A 17,128-nucleotide genomic window follows, 5' to 3' on the forward strand; every position below is an offset into this window, starting at 1 on the left:
ATGGCCACCTACCTCGTCACCGGCGGTACCGGATTCCTGGGTCGGCACGTGCTGCCCCTGATCCTCGACCGCGATGCATCAGCCGAGATCCACGTCCTCGTCCGGCGCGCGTCCGTCGCGCGGCTGGAGGCACTCGTCGACGGCATACCCGGCGGCGAACGCGTGCATCCCCTGATCGGTGACCTGACCGAGCCCGGCCTCGGACTCGGGTCCGTGCCCACGGCCGACCACGTCCTGCACCTCGGCGCGATCTACGACCTCACGGCCGGCGACGAGCAGGCCGCCACGAACGTCGACGGCACCCGTTCTGTCATCGCGCTGGCCCGGGAACTGGATGCGACTCTCCACCACGTCTCCTCCATCGCCGTCGCGGGAGATCACGAGGGGCCGTTCAGGGAAACCGATTTCGATCTCGGCCAGAGCTTCCCCACCCCGTATCACCGCACCAAGTTCGAGGCCGAGAAACTGGTCCGCAACGCCGAGGGCCTGCGCACACGCATCTACCGCCCCGCCGCGGTGGTCGGCAGTTCGGTCACCGGCGAGATGGACAAGATCGACGGCCCGTACTACCTCTTCCCCGCCATCGCGGCGCTCGCGAAACTCCCCGCCGCGCTGCCCGTGGCCGTCCCGCGGATCGGCGCGACCAACGTCGTGCCCGTCGACTACATCGCTGCGGCCGTCGTGGAACTGATGACGGCGCCGGGACGGGACGGCCAGACGTTCCACCTCGTCAATCCGCGCCCCCAGCCGGTCCGGGAGATCTACGCCGCGCTCGCCGAGGCGGCAGGCGCACCGCACCCCGCGATCGGACTGCCCGGCGAACTCGTCCGCCCGTTCCTCACCCCCACCCCCGACTCCGCCCTCGACGCGGGCCGCAAGGCCGTGCTCGGCGCACTCGGCATCCCGCCGGCGCTCGTCGAGAACCTGACCCTGCCCACGGTGTTCGACGACCGCGACACCCGGGAGGCGCTGCGCGGCACCGGCATCGAGGTGCCGCCTTTCGCCTCGTACGCCGGCAGGCTGTGGTCGTACTGGCGCGAGAACCTCGACCCCGACCGGGCGCGCAGGCCCCACCCCGCCGGACCGCTCGTGGGCAGGCATGTCGTGATCACCGGGGCGTCGTCCGGGATCGGCCGGAGTTCCGCGATCGCGACGGCCCGCAAGGGCGCGAAGGTCATCCTGCTCGCCCGGCGCATCGCGGAACTCGACGCCGTCGTCGCGGAGATCCGCGCGGCGGGCGGCGAGGCCTACGGCTACCCCTGCGACATCACCGACGACGAGTCGGTCGAACACACCGTCAAAGCCGTTCTCGCCGAACATGATCACGTCGACATGCTCGTCAACAACGCGGGTCGTTCGATTCGCCGGGGGCTGTACCACTCGACGGACCGGTTCCACGATTTCGAACGGACCATGGCCGTCAACTACTTCGGCGCGGTCCGACTCGTTCTCGCCTTCCTCCCGCAGATGCGCGAGCGGCGGTTCGGCCACATCGTCAACATCAGCAGCGCCGGGGTCCAGGGCGCGACCCCGCGGTTCGCCGCCTACGTCGCCAGCAAATCGGCCCTCGACGGATTCACCGACGTCGCGGCATCCGAAACCCTCTCGGACGGAATCACGTTCACCACCATCCACATGCCGCTGGTCGAGACGCCGATGATCGCGCCCACCGGCCGGTACAACATCGGGCCGATCACGTCCCCGGAGAAGGCGGCCGCCATGGTCGTCCGTGCGCTGATCGAACGCCCCAAACGCATCGACGTCCCGACCGGCACGCTCGGTGAACTCGGCCACGTCTTCGCACCGGCGGTCAAGGACCGCGTGATGCACCAGATGTATCGCATGTTCCCCGATTCACCGGCCGCGAAGGGAACGAGCACGGACGACGCGACGCCGGCCCCTCGGCGCACGCCGGAACCCCGGCACCACACGTCGTCGGTGCTCGGCCGCGCCGCCCGGAAGGTCGGAAGGCTGGTGCCCGGCACCCACTGGTGACCGCCTCAGGGGGTGAGGGCGCGAACTCCGGTGGCAATGACGGGCCGTACCGGCTTCGGCGCCGCCCCGCAACTCGCCGGCCGCGGCGGCAGTTCCCACTCCTCGAGGTCGACGACCCAGCGACGCCCGTCGCGATGGGTGACAACCGAATTCGCGTCCACCGTCAGCTCGTCGGCGGTGGCGTCCACCAGATCGCGGACGGCGAGTTCCGCCACCTGCCCCTGGGTGTCCCAGCAACTGCGGCCGCGCAGCCCGGTCCGGTACACCTCGCCCCGGGCGGCGGCGCGGACCGCGTCGACGCTCTGCTGCACCGACAGCCGGCCGTACGTGTAGCCCGTCGGCAGCAGGATCAGCGACGGCGCGAAACGATGCCCGCCCGTGTGCGAGCACTCCCACACCGCGTCGCCGAACTCCGCGGTCAGGCCGGCCGCGACCGGCCGCCCGAGCACGGCGCAGCACTGATCTCTCTTCCCGTGCGCGCACACCAGGGCGACGGGGTCCGTCACCGGCGTGCCCAGACCGGGTGCGGGCCCCGCGACCAGACCGAGGTCCAGGTCGAGCAGGTCCTCCGGGTAGCCGATCTCGAGCCGCTCGCACCACGACCGCGTGGGGTGCGACTGTGCCAGCAGCACCGCTCGCCGATCCGGTGACGCGGTGCCGCGGCCAGGCCTCCGGATGAACATGATCCGCACCCCGGCGGCGTCGGCGCGGGCGTCGAGTTCGCGGGCCAGGTCCGTGCCGAGCGCCGCGCCGTCGAGCACGTCCCGGCCCCACGCTCCGGGGAATTCCAGGCACACCCAGCCCCTGACGTGCGCAGCGGTGCCCGCGAGGGGTTCGTCGGTCGCGGACAGCGCGGAGCAGGTGGCGGTGATCGTGTCAGGCACGCTGCCATTGTGTCAGTAGCGGAAATCGGTCAGTCGTGGAACTTCCTGCGCTCCGCCAGCTGCTGGACGAACTTCTCGATGCGGCGGGCACGCGTCTCCGGGCGTTTGGCGTCCTGCAGGCGGTAGTAGACGGCGTACCGGTTGTGGCTGTCGAGTGTCGCGTAGAAGGCCTCGGCCTCGGGATTCCGCGCGAGGGCGTCCAGGAAGTCCTGCGGCATCTCCGCCGCCTTCTGTCCTGCGTACGCGCGGTCCCAGCGGCCGTCCGCCCTGGCCCGCTCGACTTCGGCCACGCCCGCGGGCTCGAGGAGACCGGCCTCGGCGAGTTTCTCCGCGAACTCGCGGTTCCGCTTGGACCACGGACTCCGCGACGACCGCGGGGTGAACCGCTGCACGAAGAAGTCGTCGTCGACACGGCGCACCTGGCTGTCGATCCAGCCGTAGCACAGCGCGACCTCCAGAGCCCGGTCGTAGTCGATCGACGACTGCGCCGATCCCTTCTTGGCCATCTTCAGCCAGATACCGGGCGAGGAGGCGTGATGGGCGGCGAGCCACTCCCGGAACTCGGCCTGGCCGGTGAAGTACTCGACGCTCAACTCGGCAGCACCCATGCGCCTGAATCTAGCGGGAGAACAGCTTTCCCGCCCAGACCCTCACGAATCCCTGGGACAGGTACCCGAGCGCACCGAGCGCCAGCACCCATTTGGTGACGCTGACCGCGGTGGTGGCCCGCACGGTCGCGTCGGTGATGTGCTCACGGTGGGACAGCAGGTATAGCCCGACGACGTTCTCGGCGTAGTCGCCCGCCGCCGAGATCACCGGCACCGCCGCCAGCACCTTCCGCGTTCTCGGCGACAGCGGGGTCAGTTCCGCCAACCGCCGGGCGCCCGTGCGCAGCGCGACGGCGTAGATCAGCGGGTGGACGAAGTCCGGGTAGTAGTGGCTGCGGTAGCGCGCCGTGTCGGAGTCGGTCATTCCGTCGAGGATCGCCGTGTAGTCCCGGGCGGAGCGGGCCGTCTGGATCTCGGCGAGCCGGGGTGCCACGGGACCGAGCAGGCGGATGATGTTCGCCTGCGAGATCACGAATGCTGCGGACCAGCCGAGGAGTCTGCGGTCGAGTGCGGTGAGCGCCATGAGCAGATCCTGCCATTGCCACCGCGCAGTGTGTCTCAGCCGGCGGCCTCGGACATCGCCTTGGCGTCCTCCTCGCCGAACTTCTCCTCGAGCGCCTCGGGCGAGTAGTCCAGGTCGATCTCCTCGACCGGGCGTCCGCGCGCGGATTCGATCGCCCCCAGCCTGCGCTGCGCCCGGTCCGCGGCATACGCGATGAACTCCTGTTCGTCGAGCCCGTACGGCTGGACCTCGAATTGCTTGTTGACCCAGTCGATCATGCCCAGCGCCAACGGCATCAACTCCGCCATCCGCTCCTGGACCACGCCCCAGTTGCCGTCGTCGGCGGCGACGTGCCTGCGGCAGGTGAACGTCCCCCACGCCATGTGGCGTCGTTCGTCGTCGCCGATCCTGCGGACGAGTTCCTGCATTCCCGGCAGGATTCCGCGCGTCGTGCACACCTTCTGCCACGCGTAGTACCCGGTGAGCGCGAGGCTGCCCTCGATGACGTGGTTGTAGGTGACGCTGGCCCGCACCTGATTGGCCGGGCTGGGATCGGTCTCGAGGACCTTCAGCGATCCCGGCAACTCCTCGTAGAACAACTGCCGGTAAAACGGGTTCTCGGCGACGAAGGGGTGCAGGTCCCGGGTCAGGCCCACCGCATCCATCCACAACCGGAACACCTGGGTGTGCTTGGCCTCCTCGAAACAGAACTGCGTCAGATACATCTCGTCGCCGAAACGCCCCTCGGCGGCCATCGCCTTCATGAACGGCTGGATGTCCTCGGTGACCGCTTCCTCACCGGCGATGAACTGCGCGACCAGATACGTGGAGTTGCGCTGCTGCTCCGAGTTCAGCCCCTCCCAGTCCTCCGCGTCCCGGCTGAAGTCGAGGTCCGTGGGGTTCCAGAACTTGGCGTTGCCCTTCGTGAACAGCCGCAACGGGAACGCGTCCCAGTTGAGTCCCCCGTCGCGGAGCGAGCTGAACCCTTGCCTGCCGGGCGCGTAGGGACGTCCGGGCGTGAGTGTCGACATCGTGGGTCCTTCTTCCTCGTTCCGAGCCCCCTCTTTCCGTTTCCACGCTAGTCCTGTCGAGGCCGCTGCGGTTTACATTTTCGGACTTTTTGTCAGCTCGTCTGGGGCTGCATCAGAAACGGCAGGACCTGCGCCGCGAACTCGCCGTACCGGTCGCGGTGAATGCTGTGCCCGCCGGGAAACACCACCACCCGGCACTTCGGTATCGCCGCGACCGCGGACTCGAGCTTGCGCGGGTCGACCATCCCGCCCGGTCCACCGCGCAGGATGAGCGTGTCGGCCTCGATGCCCGGCAATCGGTCCCACCACAACGGATCCGGGCGGCGGAACTGTTCGATCGCGGAGCCCGTCATCGACCGGTCGAAGGCGAACACGGCCCGCGGATGCCGGATTACGCTCGTCGTCGCGTGCCAGAGTTCCGGCAGCGACGGCAGCCGGTTCGCGAACACCTGTTCCGGGTCACCGGGACGCAACGGGAGCGGGGCTTCCTCGATCACCAGCCGGCGGACCAGTCCGGGTCGGGCCTGCGCCGCGAGCGACGCGGCATGACCGCCGAGCGAGTGCCCCACGAGATCCACTCTCGTCAGCCCCAGGTTGTCGCACACCTCCACCACGTCGGCGCCGAACTCCTCGAACTGGTACGACGCGGCGCGGGCACTGCGACCGTGCCCCCGCAGATCCGGGACGAGAACGCGTCGCCCGCGGGCGACGAGTGCGCGGGCGAATCTGTGCCAGGTGCCGCCGTCACCGCCCATCCCGTGCACCAGCACCACCGGCACGGGAGGGACGTCCGCCGACCCCGCCACCGACGGCTCACCGCTGTCCCGGTAGGCGATCTCGATGCCGGTGCGCGTCGGGGTAGTCCTGCTCGTCTCCACGAGGGTCCAGACTAGCGAGCACCGGCAACCCGGCCGCGGACTACCGGCCCGACCCGTACGGGCGGGTGATGATCTCCAGGTAGTGTCCGGACGGGTCGAGGAAGTAGACGCCCCGGCCGCCGTCGTTGGTGTTGATGGTGCCCGGCAGCGTCTGCCGCGGATCCGCCCAGTGGTCGAGACCCCACTCGACGATCAGGCCGTAGATCCGGTCGAAGTCGTCCTCCCCGACGAGGAACGCGTAGTGCTGCGGCTGGAATTCGATCGGTGGTTCCGCGAAGTCGAGAGACACCCCGTTGTCGAGGGCGACCGCCAGGAAATGTCCGGCGGGCACGGCGTCCGGCAGCCCGAACAGCGTGGTGAAGAAGGTCGCCGACTCCTGCTTGTCCTTGGCGGCGACGATGGTGTGGTTAAAGGAAATGGTCACATTCGACCCTTTCGGGATATGCCACGAGCCGACGACGCGACTGTGGCCGGCCTCCATGCCTGACGCTGTCCGCCACCGGCACGCGACCCTCTGCACAGCAAAGCATTTCGGACGGCCGGTCCGCAAGCGATGCCTGCGCGCGTCCTGTGTCACTCATGGAGGTGTCACTCGTAGATTCCCTCCACCGACCAGCGGCCTGCCGTGCAGATCACCAGCAGCGCCCGCGACTCCTCCAGCAGCACCTGCGCCCTGGCCGCCGTCCGCGCCGCCGGAGGGTCCCACCACCGCTCGTCCACCGGCCACGGTCCGGCCCATCCGCACACCGCCCACTCTCTGCTCCCCCACCGCAGCCGCGCGGGAGGCGCGCTGAACACACCACGTTCCGTGACCGTCACAGCGATACCCCGCTCGTCCGACATCCACACCTCCGGATACGCGGTCAGCACCGCGGCGGGCGCCGGTTCCGGCAACGTGCCCGGCCACGGCTCCGACGGATCGTTGCGAGGAATCAACTCGTCGCCCAACGGCAGCAACGTGATGCGCTCCGCCGGTCCCCGCCCACCGCTGAGGACCCCCACCTGCACGGCTTCCCCGCCGAGCAGGCCCTGCACCCGCACCAGGGCCCGCCGGGCCCGTTCGTCCTGGTCGCCGACCCCACCCCACAGCCCCAACTGCAGGGCGCCTGCCGCCACCACCTCCACCGGTTCGAGCCGCAGGACGGCGATACCGGCGGTGGGCCGCTTCTCGCTGCGCCCGGTCAGCCACCCGTCCAGCTGCCACCGAACCCGGTCCGCCGTCGCCTCGGGGGTCAGCGGTTCCGCGCACCTCCAGATCCGGGACAGTTGTTCACCGTTGCCGGTGCTCGCCGAGATCGACAGCCGGGTGCAGGCCACCGCGGCGTCCGACAGCGTGCGATGAAGCTTCTCCGCCAACGCCCGTCCCGCGAAGGCGGCGGCGTCGACCCGTTCGATGACGGGATCGCACCGTTCCTCGACATCCAGGTCCGGAGGCAGCGACCGCCCCGACGGGGGACGCTCCGGCTCACCGCGCGCGGCCCGATGCGCCAGCACCGCATCGGTTCCGAACCGCGACGCCACGTCGCCCGCCGACAGCGCGGCGAAACTACCGATTGTGCGCAACCCGAGCCGGTGCAGCAGATCGACCAGCTCCCCGCGATGCGGCGCCGCGAGGCTCGGCTCCGCGGCAAGTTCCCGCATCGGGAGCGGCGCCAGGAAGGCCGCCCCCTCGCCGGGTGGCACGAGAGTTGCTCTGCGCGCGGCGATCACGGCCGTGGACAGCTGATCAGCTATACCGACCTGGCATTCCACCCCCACCGCCGACACCTGGTCCACCAGCCGTTCCGCGGCGGCCTCCTCCGAGCCGAAATACCGGGCGACGCCGCGAGCGGACAGCACCACGAGACCGGGCCGCAACACCTCGACGCCGGGTGCCACCGCGTCGACTGCCGAGGCGACCGGCTCGAACAGTCGCGCGTCGCGGTCGGGATCGGCTGCCACCACATGCAACCGGGGGCACCGGGCCTGGGACTCGCGGCGGCGCAGACCTCGCCGCACCCCGTCCGCGCGGGCCGGTGCCGAGCAGGCGATCACCCGGTTGCCCGACGTCACCGCCACCGGATGGGTGGGCGGGAGATCCGCGGCGGCGGCCGCCGCGACCGCGGGCCAGTCGGGGCACCACAACGCCAGCACCCGGCTCACAGGCCCACCACCTCCACCGGCTCCGGAAAGGGGACGTTCCCGAGAGGCACCACCGGTTCCGGTGTGCTCACCCATTCCACCCGGCCCTGCGCCGACCGCACGTCCAGCCGGGTGGTGCGCGGCTGGAACGACCGCCCCCGGGCGCACACTGCCAGGCTGAGGGACCGCAATCGCCCGCAGCCCCGGTCCTGAGATCCGTTGCCCAGCCCGGCATAACCGTGCACCCGCGCCTCCAGACGCATCTCCGCGCCGTCCCAGTGCCCGTCCGTGACGACCAGGGTCGCCCCCTTGCTCCGGGCGCGGGCCACCACCGCACGCGCCCGGGACGGCGCCACCGACGCCCCTCCCAGCCCGAGCACCACCAGGTCCATTCCGTCCAGCAGCACCGCGGCGATCTCCACCGGATCGGCGCCCGGGTCCGGGATCAGGGCCAGCCGTTCCAGTTGCGCGCCCATCTCGACCGCGGCCAGCACCCCGAGCCGGGGATGCCCGATCACCGCGACGTGACCGCCGCCCGCGGTCACGGACGCAACCAACCCCAGCAGGAGCGAGGTGGCACCCGACACCGACACCACCGAACCGCGCACCAGCCCGCCCCGGGGAAGGAGGCCTGCCAGCGCGGCCGGAACCGGAAGCACCCCGGCGGCGTGGGAATCGGGAGCCGCGGACGTGCCCGTCGCAGGAAATCCGCCCTCCACCGGGGCCCGGCTCGCCACCGATTCCCCGCGTGCGGGAACGGTGGCCATCCGTCGCCGGAGGTAGTCCAGACGCTCCTGCCGGGACAGCCCGGACAACTCGGGAGCCCCCGGCACCGGCAACCCCGGCTCGCCGGCCACTTCAACCAACTCGACACCCCTGACACTCGGCACCAACAGCGGTCGGCAACCACGGGGAAGACGCGGCTCGAACAAACGCTTTGTTCGAACGTATTTTCGAACCCGTTCTCAGTAAAGCGGGTCCGTGCAGGCCCGTCAAGTGGACCCCGAACGACCAGGTCAGGACGGCCGCGCGTCCCGTGTCCGCACAATCCTCTAACCTGAACGCGTGATGGAGCAGGAGCAGAGCGAAAGGGGCATCGGACCCGAATACCTGGTGGCCGGAAGGTACCGCCTGCGGTCCAAACTGGGCGGTGGCGGAATGGGCGCGGTCTGGCTCGCACGGGACACCCTGCTGCACCGCGACGTCGCCATCAAACAGGTCACCACGACAGCCGGACTCGACCCCGACGAGGCCCGCCGGGTCCGCGACCGCACCATGCGGGAAGGCCGCAACGCCGCCAAACTCGCGCACCGGCATTCCATCGCGATGTACGACGTGGCGCTCGAGGCCGGGGAGCCCTGGCTCGTCATGGAATACCTGCCGTCCCGCAGCCTCGCCCAGGCGATGAACATCGCCGACACCCTGCCCCCGCTCGAGGTCGCCCAGATCGGCGCGCAGGTGGCCGACGCGCTCACCGCCGCCCACGCCGCCGGGATCGTGCACCGGGACATCAAGCCGGGCAACATCCTCGTCGCCGACCGCGGCCGGGAACTCGGCACCGTCAAGATCAGCGACTTCGGTATCGCCCGGGCCAAGGGCGACTCCGCGGACACCGCGAACGGGGTCATCACCGGCACGCCCGCGTACTTCTCCCCCGAGGTCGCCCGCGGCCAGGACCCCACCGAGGCCAGCGACGTCTTCTCGCTCGGGTCCACGCTGTACACCGTCGTCGAAGGGCAGCCGCCGTTCGGGATCGACTCCGATTCCATCGCACTCCTGCACCGGGTCGCGAAGGCCGAGATCTACCGACCGAGCAAGGCCGGACCCCTCACCGACACGCTGCTGCATCTTCTCGAACCCGACCCGGCGCGTCGTCCGACGATGGCCGAGGCCCGCGACGCCCTGGCCCGGGTGGCCATGGCCGGGGACGGCAACGTCGCGCACCTCGTCGGCTCGCCCGTCTATTCCGCGGACGGCACCATCCCGGCGTGGGCTCACCGTTCGACACCGTTGCCCGACTCACGGCGCCGCGGCAAACTGGTCGGTTCCACGCAGGCCGGTCTGCCCGCCGTGCATCAGAGCACCCCGCTCAAGAACGTGCCGCGTCCGCTCGGCCGGTTGCAGTGGCCTCCGCGCCCGGCGAAGCCCGCTCCGGGTTCGCCGGCCCCCACCGTCCGCGACCAGGTGGTCGCGTGGGCGCCGATCGCCATGGGTGTCATGGTCGCGATCCTGATCCTGGCCGTGCTCGTGGCCGTGATCGTCCTGCTCGCGCAGCCCTGACCCCCGGGGACGTCAGTCGATCCGCCTGCGGTGCGCCCACCTCGTGAGCGCATTCCGGTTGGACTGCTGCGTCTTCCGCAGCACGTTCGACGCATGCGTTTCGACCGTCTTCACCGAGATCACCAGTTCCTCGGCGATCTCGCGGTACGTGTAACCGCGAGCGAGGAGGCGCAGCACTTCCAGCTCCCGCGGCGTCAGCGAATCCAGCTCCGGATCCAGCTGCGGCTCAGGAGCATTGGAACGTCCGGTGAAGGAGTCCAGCACGAAACCCGCGAGCCGCGGACTGAACACGGCGTCACCGCCGGCGACCCTGCGGACGCCGTCGGCCAGCTCGGCCCCCGAGATCGTCTTGGTGACGTACCCGCGGGCGCCCGCGCGAATCACGGCGATCACGTCCTCGGCGGCGTCGGACACACTCAGCGCCAGGCACACCGGACCCGACTCGATGCCCCGCAGCACCGCGACACCGCCGCCGTCGGGCATGTGGACGTCGAGTAGGACGACGTGCGGCGAGGTGGCGTTGATCCCGGACACCGCCTCCGCGACACCGCCCGCCTCGCCCACCACCTCCATGTCCGCTTCCCTACCGAGCTCGGCACGGACACCGGAGCGGAACACGGCATGATCGTCGACGAGAAAGACACGGTACGGGGGTGTTTCAGGCAAAGTCACTGCGGCTGTTCCTCGGCGTGGGCGGTAGTGTCACCCCACTGTAGAGTGTGTCGCACGATTCACCAGATCGCCGCACCACCGCGGGCATCCCGTCTTCGCCGTCCGTGGCGATATCCGATTCGACGATGGCAACGATACTTCGGAACCAGGCCTTCACCAGATATCCGAAGCTCGGCCACGTTCCGTCCTCCGGCCGCACTCGACGACGGCGTCGCCGAACCTCGGTGTGCCCACGGTCTCCTCCTGCACGTAGGAGCCGAGCATGCCGTTCATGCTGAGTGCCGTTCAGTGCACTGGGTCGTCGGCCGACCAGTCCAGGGTGTCACCGAGTTCGTGGAACAACCCCGACAACTCACGCAACGCACCGTCCGCGCCGATCCACTCCTTCGCCATCGCGGTCTCGACGTCACCACTGACACCGGACAACGCCGACCGGATCGCGGCATCGGCCTCGTCGATGGCCCATCAGAACAGCCCGGCGAGGCTGGACGCGGTGCCGTGGTCGGTGTCGTCGAACGAGTCGGCGGTACTCCGGAGCTTCGACCCGACCGCTGCCAGCGCCGCGACGGCGAACCCCAGCGAGTGTTCGGCCGCGTCCGCGGACGGCAGATACCCGCTCGCGAACGTCGTTCCGGTCTCGTCGGAGCCCCAGCACTCGCCCTCGCCGTCGAGGGTCGCGGTCAGGGTGGCGGCGACCTCGGCCATCCGCTGCGACAGGGCATCGAATCGGGGTGCGACGCCGCGCAGATGCGCCGGGTCCACCCACAGCTGCGCGCTCACTGCCAGCCGTCCCGCAGCAGCGGCCGATTCCACGACCCGTCGTCGGGGTCGGGAACGAGGTCCGGCAGATCCGGCAGGGTCTCGGTCGCGGACACGATCGATCCCATGATGCGCATCGACTCGGCGTGCGCGGCCTCGCCGGCGCGGCGGCGGCGTCGGTCATCGCGCGTCCCAGCGATTCGGGGGTGGAGCGCCGGAACGCGTCCGGTGCCAGGTGCACCTCGACCACCCGGCCGACCGAGTTCACCACCACCTGCACCAGCCCGTCGGCGGACTCACCCGTAACGCGCAGCTGTGCCACCTGATATGTACACCGGTTTGTCAAGGGCGCAGGGCGAGGCGGCGTCCAGGACCGTCGTCGTGGGCGCCGCCTCTGTGGGTCCGGTCGATCTGGGGTGGTGGCGAGCGTGTCTGTTTCGACGCGTGGTCAACTCTGATATGCGCGGGTTGGGTACCGCAGGACGGTTGTTCGGCTGGAGTGGATCGCTGGTCTAATGTCGAGCGTGATCCCAACGTACAGTTAAGGATTGCTCAATAGGTGGCTCGCGGATCACTCCCTGGCGCTGCCGTCACCACCGCATGATTCGCCCGGACGCTGTGGGGTCCCCGTTCCCCCGGTCCTTGCCTCACCGGTCGTCGGCGACGAGGGGGCAAAGGTGGAGTCCCCGCAGCGCAGCGAGGAGAACCGACCTTGCCGCCCGACCGAGTCGACGACCACACTCGCAACCGGGATGCGGGACGGGGACCGGGTTTTCAGGTGTCCAGCACGGCCAGCGACCAGCACCAGCCGGCGAGTTCGCGGGCGATCGCGGTATTCGCCAGTGCCGGGCGTTTGTTGCGGACGTCGAACCCGGCCCAGCGGGCGTGCAGGCGCCGGTTTGCTTGCTGTCCGCGGGCCCGAGCGGCGGGACTGGCATGGTCCCAACGTCGCCGCAGCTCGACTCCGGCGCGATACGGGGGACGGTGGTGCCAGGCGGCCTCGATCAGCAGCCGGCGGGCGTGGCAGTTGCCGGTCTTGGTGATCGACCCCTGCGAGCGTGTCGCGCCGGACGAGTGTTCGGTGGGCACCAGCCCGAGGTAGGCGCCGATCGAGCGTCCGGTCAGGCGCTGCCAGTCGCCGATCTCCACGGCCAGCCCGAACGCGGTCAGCGTGGACACGCCGCGCAGGCAACCGAGCCGCGTCACCACCGGGGTGTAGTCGCTGTCGGTGGCCATCGCAGCGATCGCCACATCCAGCCGATCCCGCCGGTCCACCGCCGCCAGCATGGTGTCATAGGCGGTCTCGTACGCCAGCTGCAGACCGGGCGCATCGAAGTGCTGGGCGCGCAACCAGGTGTCATGCACCTTCGTCCACGCGTGGCCGCCGTAGTAGACAATCCCCTGCCGCAGTAGCAGTTTCGACACTCGATGGCGGGCCGACATCAGATCGCCACGACAGTCCTCGCGGGCGCGGACCAGATCCCGGGCCGCCTCCTGCTCGACACTCGGCACCGACACCTCGACGATCTGTCCGAGGTGCAACAGACGAGCCAGATGCCGCGCATCGCGCGCGTCGTTCTTGACCCGATCTCCGGGCGGGCGCTGCAGCTTCGACGGTGCCGCCACCAGACACTCGATGCCCGCCGCTGTCAGACACCGCGCGAGCCCGAATCCGGTCGGCCCGGCCTCGTACGTCACCGCCACCGGTTCCGGCAGCATCCGGATCCACTCGAGGATCTCGCCCTGATCGGGTGTCAGTCGGCGTTCGAAGAGTTCACACGTCTGCCCGTCGAGGCCGCAGGCGACCACCGATCGTGCGTGTACATCCAAACCGATACTTGTACGCTGATTCATCGCTGGGGCCTCCCACATCTTGTGGCTCTACCGGCCAGGACCCGTTTCCTGCCGGCAACCCACGTTCACATGTGAGTGAGGTCCCAGCCCAGCCCCTCATATCGTCTAATGCTGAGCGGCATGCAGATCCTGCGTCTGCCGGTCGAGCGTGGCCAGCATCGAATCGATCTGACCCTGCAGTTCCTGCTCACGCACCCGCAGGCGTTCACGGTCGAACATGAATCCCCCCCTTGACGTCTCGCGTCGCACCCCGCCGCAGCACGGTGTGACCGCACGACCCCCACAGTCGCGTCGCGGGCGAACACTACCCCTCACGAGGACAGCAGCGAGCAGGCGCTGCGCACGAGGGGAACCGACACGACGAAAGTAGTGCTCACGCGCCCTGACTGAACGGCACGTCCTCGACGCCGGTGTCCGCGCTGTCGGCGGCCCCCGCTCCCGCACGGGTCCGGCCGTTCCGCGGCATGTGGATTCGCACCTCGGTGCCCTTGCCTGGCGTGGACCGCACGTCGACGTGCCCGCCTCGCCGTTCGATCCGCCCGCGAATCGACTTCGCCAGCCCCTGACGGTCCGGCGACACCTCGTCGACGTCGAATCCGACGCCGCGGTCCCGGACGAACACACTGACCTGCTCGCGCTCGGACTCGGCGAACAGATTGATGTCGGTCTCCCCGGAATGCTTGGCCGCGTTGACCAGAGCCTCCCGCGTCGCGCCGAGCACCGCCGTGAAACTCTCCTTAGACAGTCCCTCGCCGGTGCCGTCGACGTCGAGGGCCACGTCGCCGACCGTCACCGGCTGCACGGTGACGCCGTGGTGGTCCTCCACCTCGCCCGCGATGATGCGCAACGCCTCCGCCAGGCTCGAATGGTCGGCGTCTCCTCCACCGAACAACCACTTGCGCAGTTCCCGTTCCTGCCCCCGGGCGAGCCGCGCGACCTCCTGGGGATGGTCGGCCTGTTTCTGGATCAGCGCCAGGGTCTGCAGGACGGAGTCGTGCAGGTGTGACGCGATCTCCTCACGCTCGTCGTTGCGGATCCTCGCGGCGCGCTCCGCCCCCAGCGCCCGCCACAGCCGCAACCACAGGGGCACGGTCAGCAGTCCGGCGCCGACCAGGGTGACCACGACGGCCAGCAACGACGAACGCAGCGCGGCGAAGTCGACCTGCGCGAGGATCACCACACCGAGACCGGACACGATGAGCGTCACGCCACCGAGGACCCGCGCCCAGGTGAGGACGGTGGGGCGCTGCGGCAGACCGATGACGGTGCGCGGCCCCTCCGAATCGAATTCGCGCCACACCAGGGCCGCGCCGACTGCCACCACGATGATCGGTGCGATCACCGAACCGACCCGGCCGCTGAACAACCACGACAACGCGGACGCACCGGCCAGACCGATCGCGATCAGCCCGTACGCTCTGCGCCGCTCGGACGCACTGGGCTTCTCCGTGTCCGCACCCGCGGCCGTGAAGATCCACAACAGCCCGTAGCCGACGATGCCCGCGCCGGCGAACGCGGCGAGACAGGCGAACGCGACCCGCACCTTCATCACGTCGACATCCAGCTGGTCGGCGATACCACCTGCGACGCCGCCGACGATGCGGCCACCGGTCCGGCGTTCGAGCCGCGGCATGGGGAGACCGCCGGGCGGTACCGGCGCGGTGACGGTGCCCGCGTACTGGGCGCCGCCCGCGGACGTGTTCACAGGTTGCACACCTTCGATACTGGCACGATCCCCGGGCCGCGGCATCAGGGTCCGACCCTGACTTGGGGCCGCGTTCCGGCCCACCCCGACCGGAAAGATCAGGGTACTTCCCGATGTACGCGCGATGCGGCGACCGGAACGATGGTGGTATGAGCAATGGGAGCTTCCAAGAGCAGATACAGGATCTGTGGCGGACCCGACCGGTGCGGTTGCCCGGCCGTGGCCACGTCGCCGGTGTCTGTGCGGGAATCGGCTACCGCTACGGCGTCGATCCCGTACTGATACGAGTCGCGTTCGTCGTGTCCACCATTTTCGGCGGCGCCGGCGTGCTCCTCTACCTGGCGTGCTGGCTCGCCCTCACGAAGTCGGGCGACCCGGCCTCCCCCGCGGAGTCGTTGATGGGACGCGGTCACAGCTCCGACTCGGGCACCAAAACCATCGTCCTTCTCGTCGCACTGGCGATCGCGGTGAGCACCGTCGGCCCCTTCGGCGTCGGCCTCGGCGGCTCCGGGCTGATCAGCATGGCGCTGATGCTCGGCGGCCTGTGGCTGCTGTACCAGCGGCAGCCGATCCCCCCGCCGTCGCCCGTCGGAGCCGTCGCCCCCGGTGTCGGCACCGGCTATCCCGGGACGAGTTTCTCGCCCGGACAGTTCGGCGCCAACCCGTTCGGCCCGGGCACGTACGGTTCGGGTGCGTACGGTCCGTACACGAAGCTTCCCGACTCCTACACGCCGAGCACGCCTCCCACCACGGGGCAGCCGGCGGACGCGACCGGCGAGGCCCCCACCGAGGCACTGAAACCCGAAACCGCTGCCGCCCAGACCGATCCGGTGTCGTTCGAGAAGTCCCCGACCGCCGGTCCGCGGGTCGACGCACCGTCGGCGCCGTTCGCGCCGCTCGAACCGCGCCCCCCCGCATGGGACCCGCTCGGTGTCGCTCCGTTCGCGTGGGACCTGCCCGAGCCGGCCAGAACCAGCACTCCCGCAGTGCAACCGGAGCGCACGCATTCCCGCCTGACCACCATGGTGATCGGACTGGCCATCCTCGCAGCCGCGGCAGCGACGGCGCTGGCGGTCGCCACCGGATCCGACTGGCTGAATCCCGGTCGCATCGGCGCGGTCGCGCTCGCCGTCATCGGAGTGGGGCTGCTGATCGGCGGCTTCCTGCGCAAGGGCTACGGGCTTCTCGTCGTCGCAGGCCCGCTGATCGGTTTCGTGATCCTCGCCTCGCTCGTCGGGTCACTCGACCTGAACAGCGAGAACATGGGCGACCGGACCTGGGTGCCCCTGACGGCCGCCGACATCGAACCCGCCTACTCCGGCGGGTTCGGTAGCTTCACGCTCGACCTCCGGAACGTCACGCTCACCGACGACAAGACGGTCGACGTCAGCGGTCAGTTCGGTGAGGTCGTGGTGCTCCTGCCGCCCGGCATGAACGTCGAGAACCACTGCACCGCCCAGTTCGGCGACGCACAGTGTCTCCCAGACGGTCTCGACGGCGGTGCCGACGGAACGGACGGTCACGTCCTGACCCTCAATGCAGATGTCCGGTTCGGAAGTATGGAGGTGCGCCGTGGATGACGTCGACGACACTCAGGACGGCGAGCAGACCCGGACGCGCAAGCGCCCGTCACCGCTCCTGCTCCTCGCGGGGGTGGCAGCACTCCTGGTGAGTGGATGGGCGCTCGCGGGGCCGTTCTCGCTGGAGCCGCTCGCGAACGTCGAATTCCGCTGGCTGTTCGTGGTGGTCGCGGTGCTGGTCGGCGTGGTACTCGTGTTCGCACCCAACCGGCGACGATAGGCGCTGACGCGCACTGTGCGCGGTGAGCGAGTCAGGCGA

At 69.9% G+C, this 17,128-nt stretch carries 17 protein-coding genes and 1 pseudogene; 4 read left to right on the plus strand and 14 right to left on the minus strand.

The features are described from left to right. On the plus strand, nt 1-1,995 hold the full coding sequence (locus CJ179_RS06000) for an SDR family oxidoreductase (RefSeq protein ID WP_095860891.1): 1,995 nt from the start codon (nt 1-3) through the stop codon (nt 1,993-1,995). A 5-nt stretch (nt 1,996-2,000) separates the two neighbouring features. Here the strand turns inward: CJ179_RS06000 and CJ179_RS06005 are convergent, their stop codons facing one another. The 8 genes from CJ179_RS06005 to CJ179_RS06040 form a co-directional block, all read right to left on the minus strand. Continuing rightward, nucleotides 2,001-2,879: a sucrase ferredoxin gene (locus CJ179_RS06005; protein ID WP_095860892.1), complete on the minus strand. Its 879-nt coding sequence runs from the start codon at nt 2,877-2,879 to the stop codon at nt 2,001-2,003. Nucleotides 2,880-2,908: 29 nt separating this feature from the next. After that, nucleotides 2,909-3,487: a YdeI family protein gene (locus CJ179_RS06010; protein WP_095860893.1), complete on the minus strand. Its 579-nt coding sequence runs from the start codon at nt 3,485-3,487 to the stop codon at nt 2,909-2,911. A 10-nt stretch (nt 3,488-3,497) separates the two neighbouring features. Then, nucleotides 3,498-4,010 carry a hypothetical protein gene (locus tag CJ179_RS06015; RefSeq protein ID WP_095860894.1) on the minus strand — a complete coding sequence of 171 codons (513 nt, stop codon included), beginning with the start codon at nt 4,008-4,010 and terminating at the stop codon, nt 3,498-3,500. A 35-nt stretch (nt 4,011-4,045) separates the two neighbouring features. Beyond that, nucleotides 4,046-5,020, minus strand: a complete 975-nt coding sequence (locus CJ179_RS06020) for a R2-like ligand-binding oxidase (protein ID WP_072945806.1) — start codon at nt 5,018-5,020, stop codon at nt 4,046-4,048. A gap of 92 nt (nt 5,021-5,112) precedes the next feature. Then, entirely contained in the window at nt 5,113-5,898 is a 786-nt protein-coding gene (locus tag CJ179_RS06025) for an alpha/beta fold hydrolase (RefSeq protein WP_095860895.1), read from the minus strand. A gap of 40 nt (nt 5,899-5,938) precedes the next feature. Then, a complete protein-coding gene (locus tag CJ179_RS06030) occupies nt 5,939-6,322 on the minus strand; it encodes a VOC family protein (protein ID WP_015889979.1) in 384 nt (127 codons plus the stop codon). Nucleotides 6,323-6,486: 164 nt separating this feature from the next. Next, nucleotides 6,487-8,040 carry a DNA polymerase Y family protein gene (locus CJ179_RS06035; protein WP_095860896.1) on the minus strand — a complete coding sequence of 518 codons (1,554 nt, stop codon included), beginning with the start codon at nt 8,038-8,040 and terminating at the stop codon, nt 6,487-6,489. Then, entirely contained in the window at nt 8,037-8,876 is an 840-nt protein-coding gene (locus CJ179_RS06040; RefSeq protein ID WP_095860897.1) for a hypothetical protein, read from the minus strand. The genes CJ179_RS06035 and CJ179_RS06040 overlap by 4 nt, the downstream gene beginning before the upstream one ends. Nucleotides 8,877-9,087: 211 nt before the next feature. Between CJ179_RS06040 and CJ179_RS06045 the strand changes: the two genes are divergently transcribed. After that, complete coding sequence (locus CJ179_RS06045) at nt 9,088-10,299, plus strand: serine/threonine-protein kinase (RefSeq protein ID WP_072945797.1); 1,212 nt, start codon at nt 9,088-9,090, stop codon at nt 10,297-10,299. A gap of 12 nt (nt 10,300-10,311) precedes the next feature. Here the strand turns inward: CJ179_RS06045 and CJ179_RS06050 are convergent, their stop codons facing one another. From CJ179_RS06050 to CJ179_RS06075, 6 genes and pseudogenes are all read right to left on the minus strand, one after another. Continuing rightward, nucleotides 10,312-10,971, minus strand: coding sequence for a response regulator transcription factor (locus CJ179_RS06050; protein WP_015889975.1), 660 nt, complete (start codon nt 10,969-10,971; stop codon nt 10,312-10,314). Between the two features lie 285 nt (nt 10,972-11,256). Continuing rightward, nucleotides 11,257-11,397 carry a hypothetical protein gene (locus tag CJ179_RS52120; protein ID WP_206015204.1) on the minus strand — a complete coding sequence of 47 codons (141 nt, stop codon included), beginning with the start codon at nt 11,395-11,397 and terminating at the stop codon, nt 11,257-11,259. A gap of 39 nt (nt 11,398-11,436) precedes the next feature. Beyond that, the gene (locus CJ179_RS06060; protein ID WP_095860898.1) at nt 11,437-11,751 is read right to left on the minus strand and encodes a WXG100 family type VII secretion target; all 315 of its coding nucleotides are present in this window, start codon (nt 11,749-11,751) and stop codon (nt 11,437-11,439) included. 208 nt (nt 11,752-11,959) lie between these two features. Beyond that, nucleotides 11,960-12,052 (minus strand): annotated as a pseudogene (locus CJ179_RS53755) (hypothetical protein); the annotation flags it as partial. 452 nt (nt 12,053-12,504) lie between these two features. Next, entirely contained in the window at nt 12,505-13,584 is a 1,080-nt protein-coding gene (locus CJ179_RS06070; RefSeq protein WP_257015341.1) for an IS110 family transposase, read from the minus strand. A 373-nt stretch (nt 13,585-13,957) separates the two neighbouring features. Further along, on the minus strand, nt 13,958-15,334 hold the full coding sequence (locus CJ179_RS06075; RefSeq protein WP_095860900.1) for an ATP-binding protein: 1,377 nt from the start codon (nt 15,332-15,334) through the stop codon (nt 13,958-13,960). Nucleotides 15,335-15,402: 68 nt separating this feature from the next. Here CJ179_RS06075 and CJ179_RS06080 point away from each other — a divergent pair, with 68 nt between their 5' ends. Together CJ179_RS06080 and CJ179_RS06085 are read left to right on the plus strand one after the other, a co-directional pair. Beyond that, nucleotides 15,403-16,869: a PspC domain-containing protein gene (locus CJ179_RS06080; RefSeq protein ID WP_095860901.1), complete on the plus strand. Its 1,467-nt coding sequence runs from the start codon at nt 15,403-15,405 to the stop codon at nt 16,867-16,869. After that, complete coding sequence (locus tag CJ179_RS06085) at nt 16,862-17,089, plus strand: hypothetical protein (RefSeq protein WP_072945785.1); 228 nt, start codon at nt 16,862-16,864, stop codon at nt 17,087-17,089. Before CJ179_RS06080 ends, CJ179_RS06085 begins: the two co-directional genes overlap by 8 nt. Nucleotides 17,090-17,128 lie beyond the last annotated feature (39 nt).

This window comes from Rhodococcus sp. ACS1 (genome assembly GCF_002300155.1).
In the GTDB taxonomy this organism is placed as follows: domain Bacteria; phylum Actinomycetota; class Actinomycetes; order Mycobacteriales; family Mycobacteriaceae; genus Rhodococcus_F; species Rhodococcus_F koreensis.

Bases quoted from the DNA above. Each gene is read 5' to 3' on its own strand.
- CJ179_RS06045 (WP_072945797.1), top strand. From the start codon at position 9,088: ATGGAGCAGGAGCAGAGCGAAAGGGGCATCGGACCCGAATACCTGGTG.
- CJ179_RS06000 (WP_095860891.1), top strand. From the start codon at position 1: ATGGCCACCTACCTCGTCACCGGCGGTACCGGATTCCTGGGTCGGCAC.
- CJ179_RS06070 (WP_257015341.1), bottom strand. From the start codon at position 13,584: ATGAATCAGCGTACAAGTATCGGTTTGGATGTACACGCACGATCGGTG.
- CJ179_RS06015 (WP_095860894.1), bottom strand. From the start codon at position 4,010: ATGGCGCTCACCGCACTCGACCGCAGACTCCTCGGCTGGTCCGCAGCA.
- CJ179_RS06075 (WP_095860900.1), bottom strand. From the start codon at position 15,334: ATGCCGCGGCCCGGGGATCGTGCCAGTATCGAAGGTGTGCAACCTGTG.
- CJ179_RS06020 (WP_072945806.1), bottom strand. From the start codon at position 5,020: ATGTCGACACTCACGCCCGGACGTCCCTACGCGCCCGGCAGGCAAGGG.
- CJ179_RS06080 (WP_095860901.1), top strand. From the start codon at position 15,403: ATGTACGCGCGATGCGGCGACCGGAACGATGGTGGTATGAGCAATGGG.
- CJ179_RS06010 (WP_095860893.1), bottom strand. From the start codon at position 3,487: ATGGGTGCTGCCGAGTTGAGCGTCGAGTACTTCACCGGCCAGGCCGAG.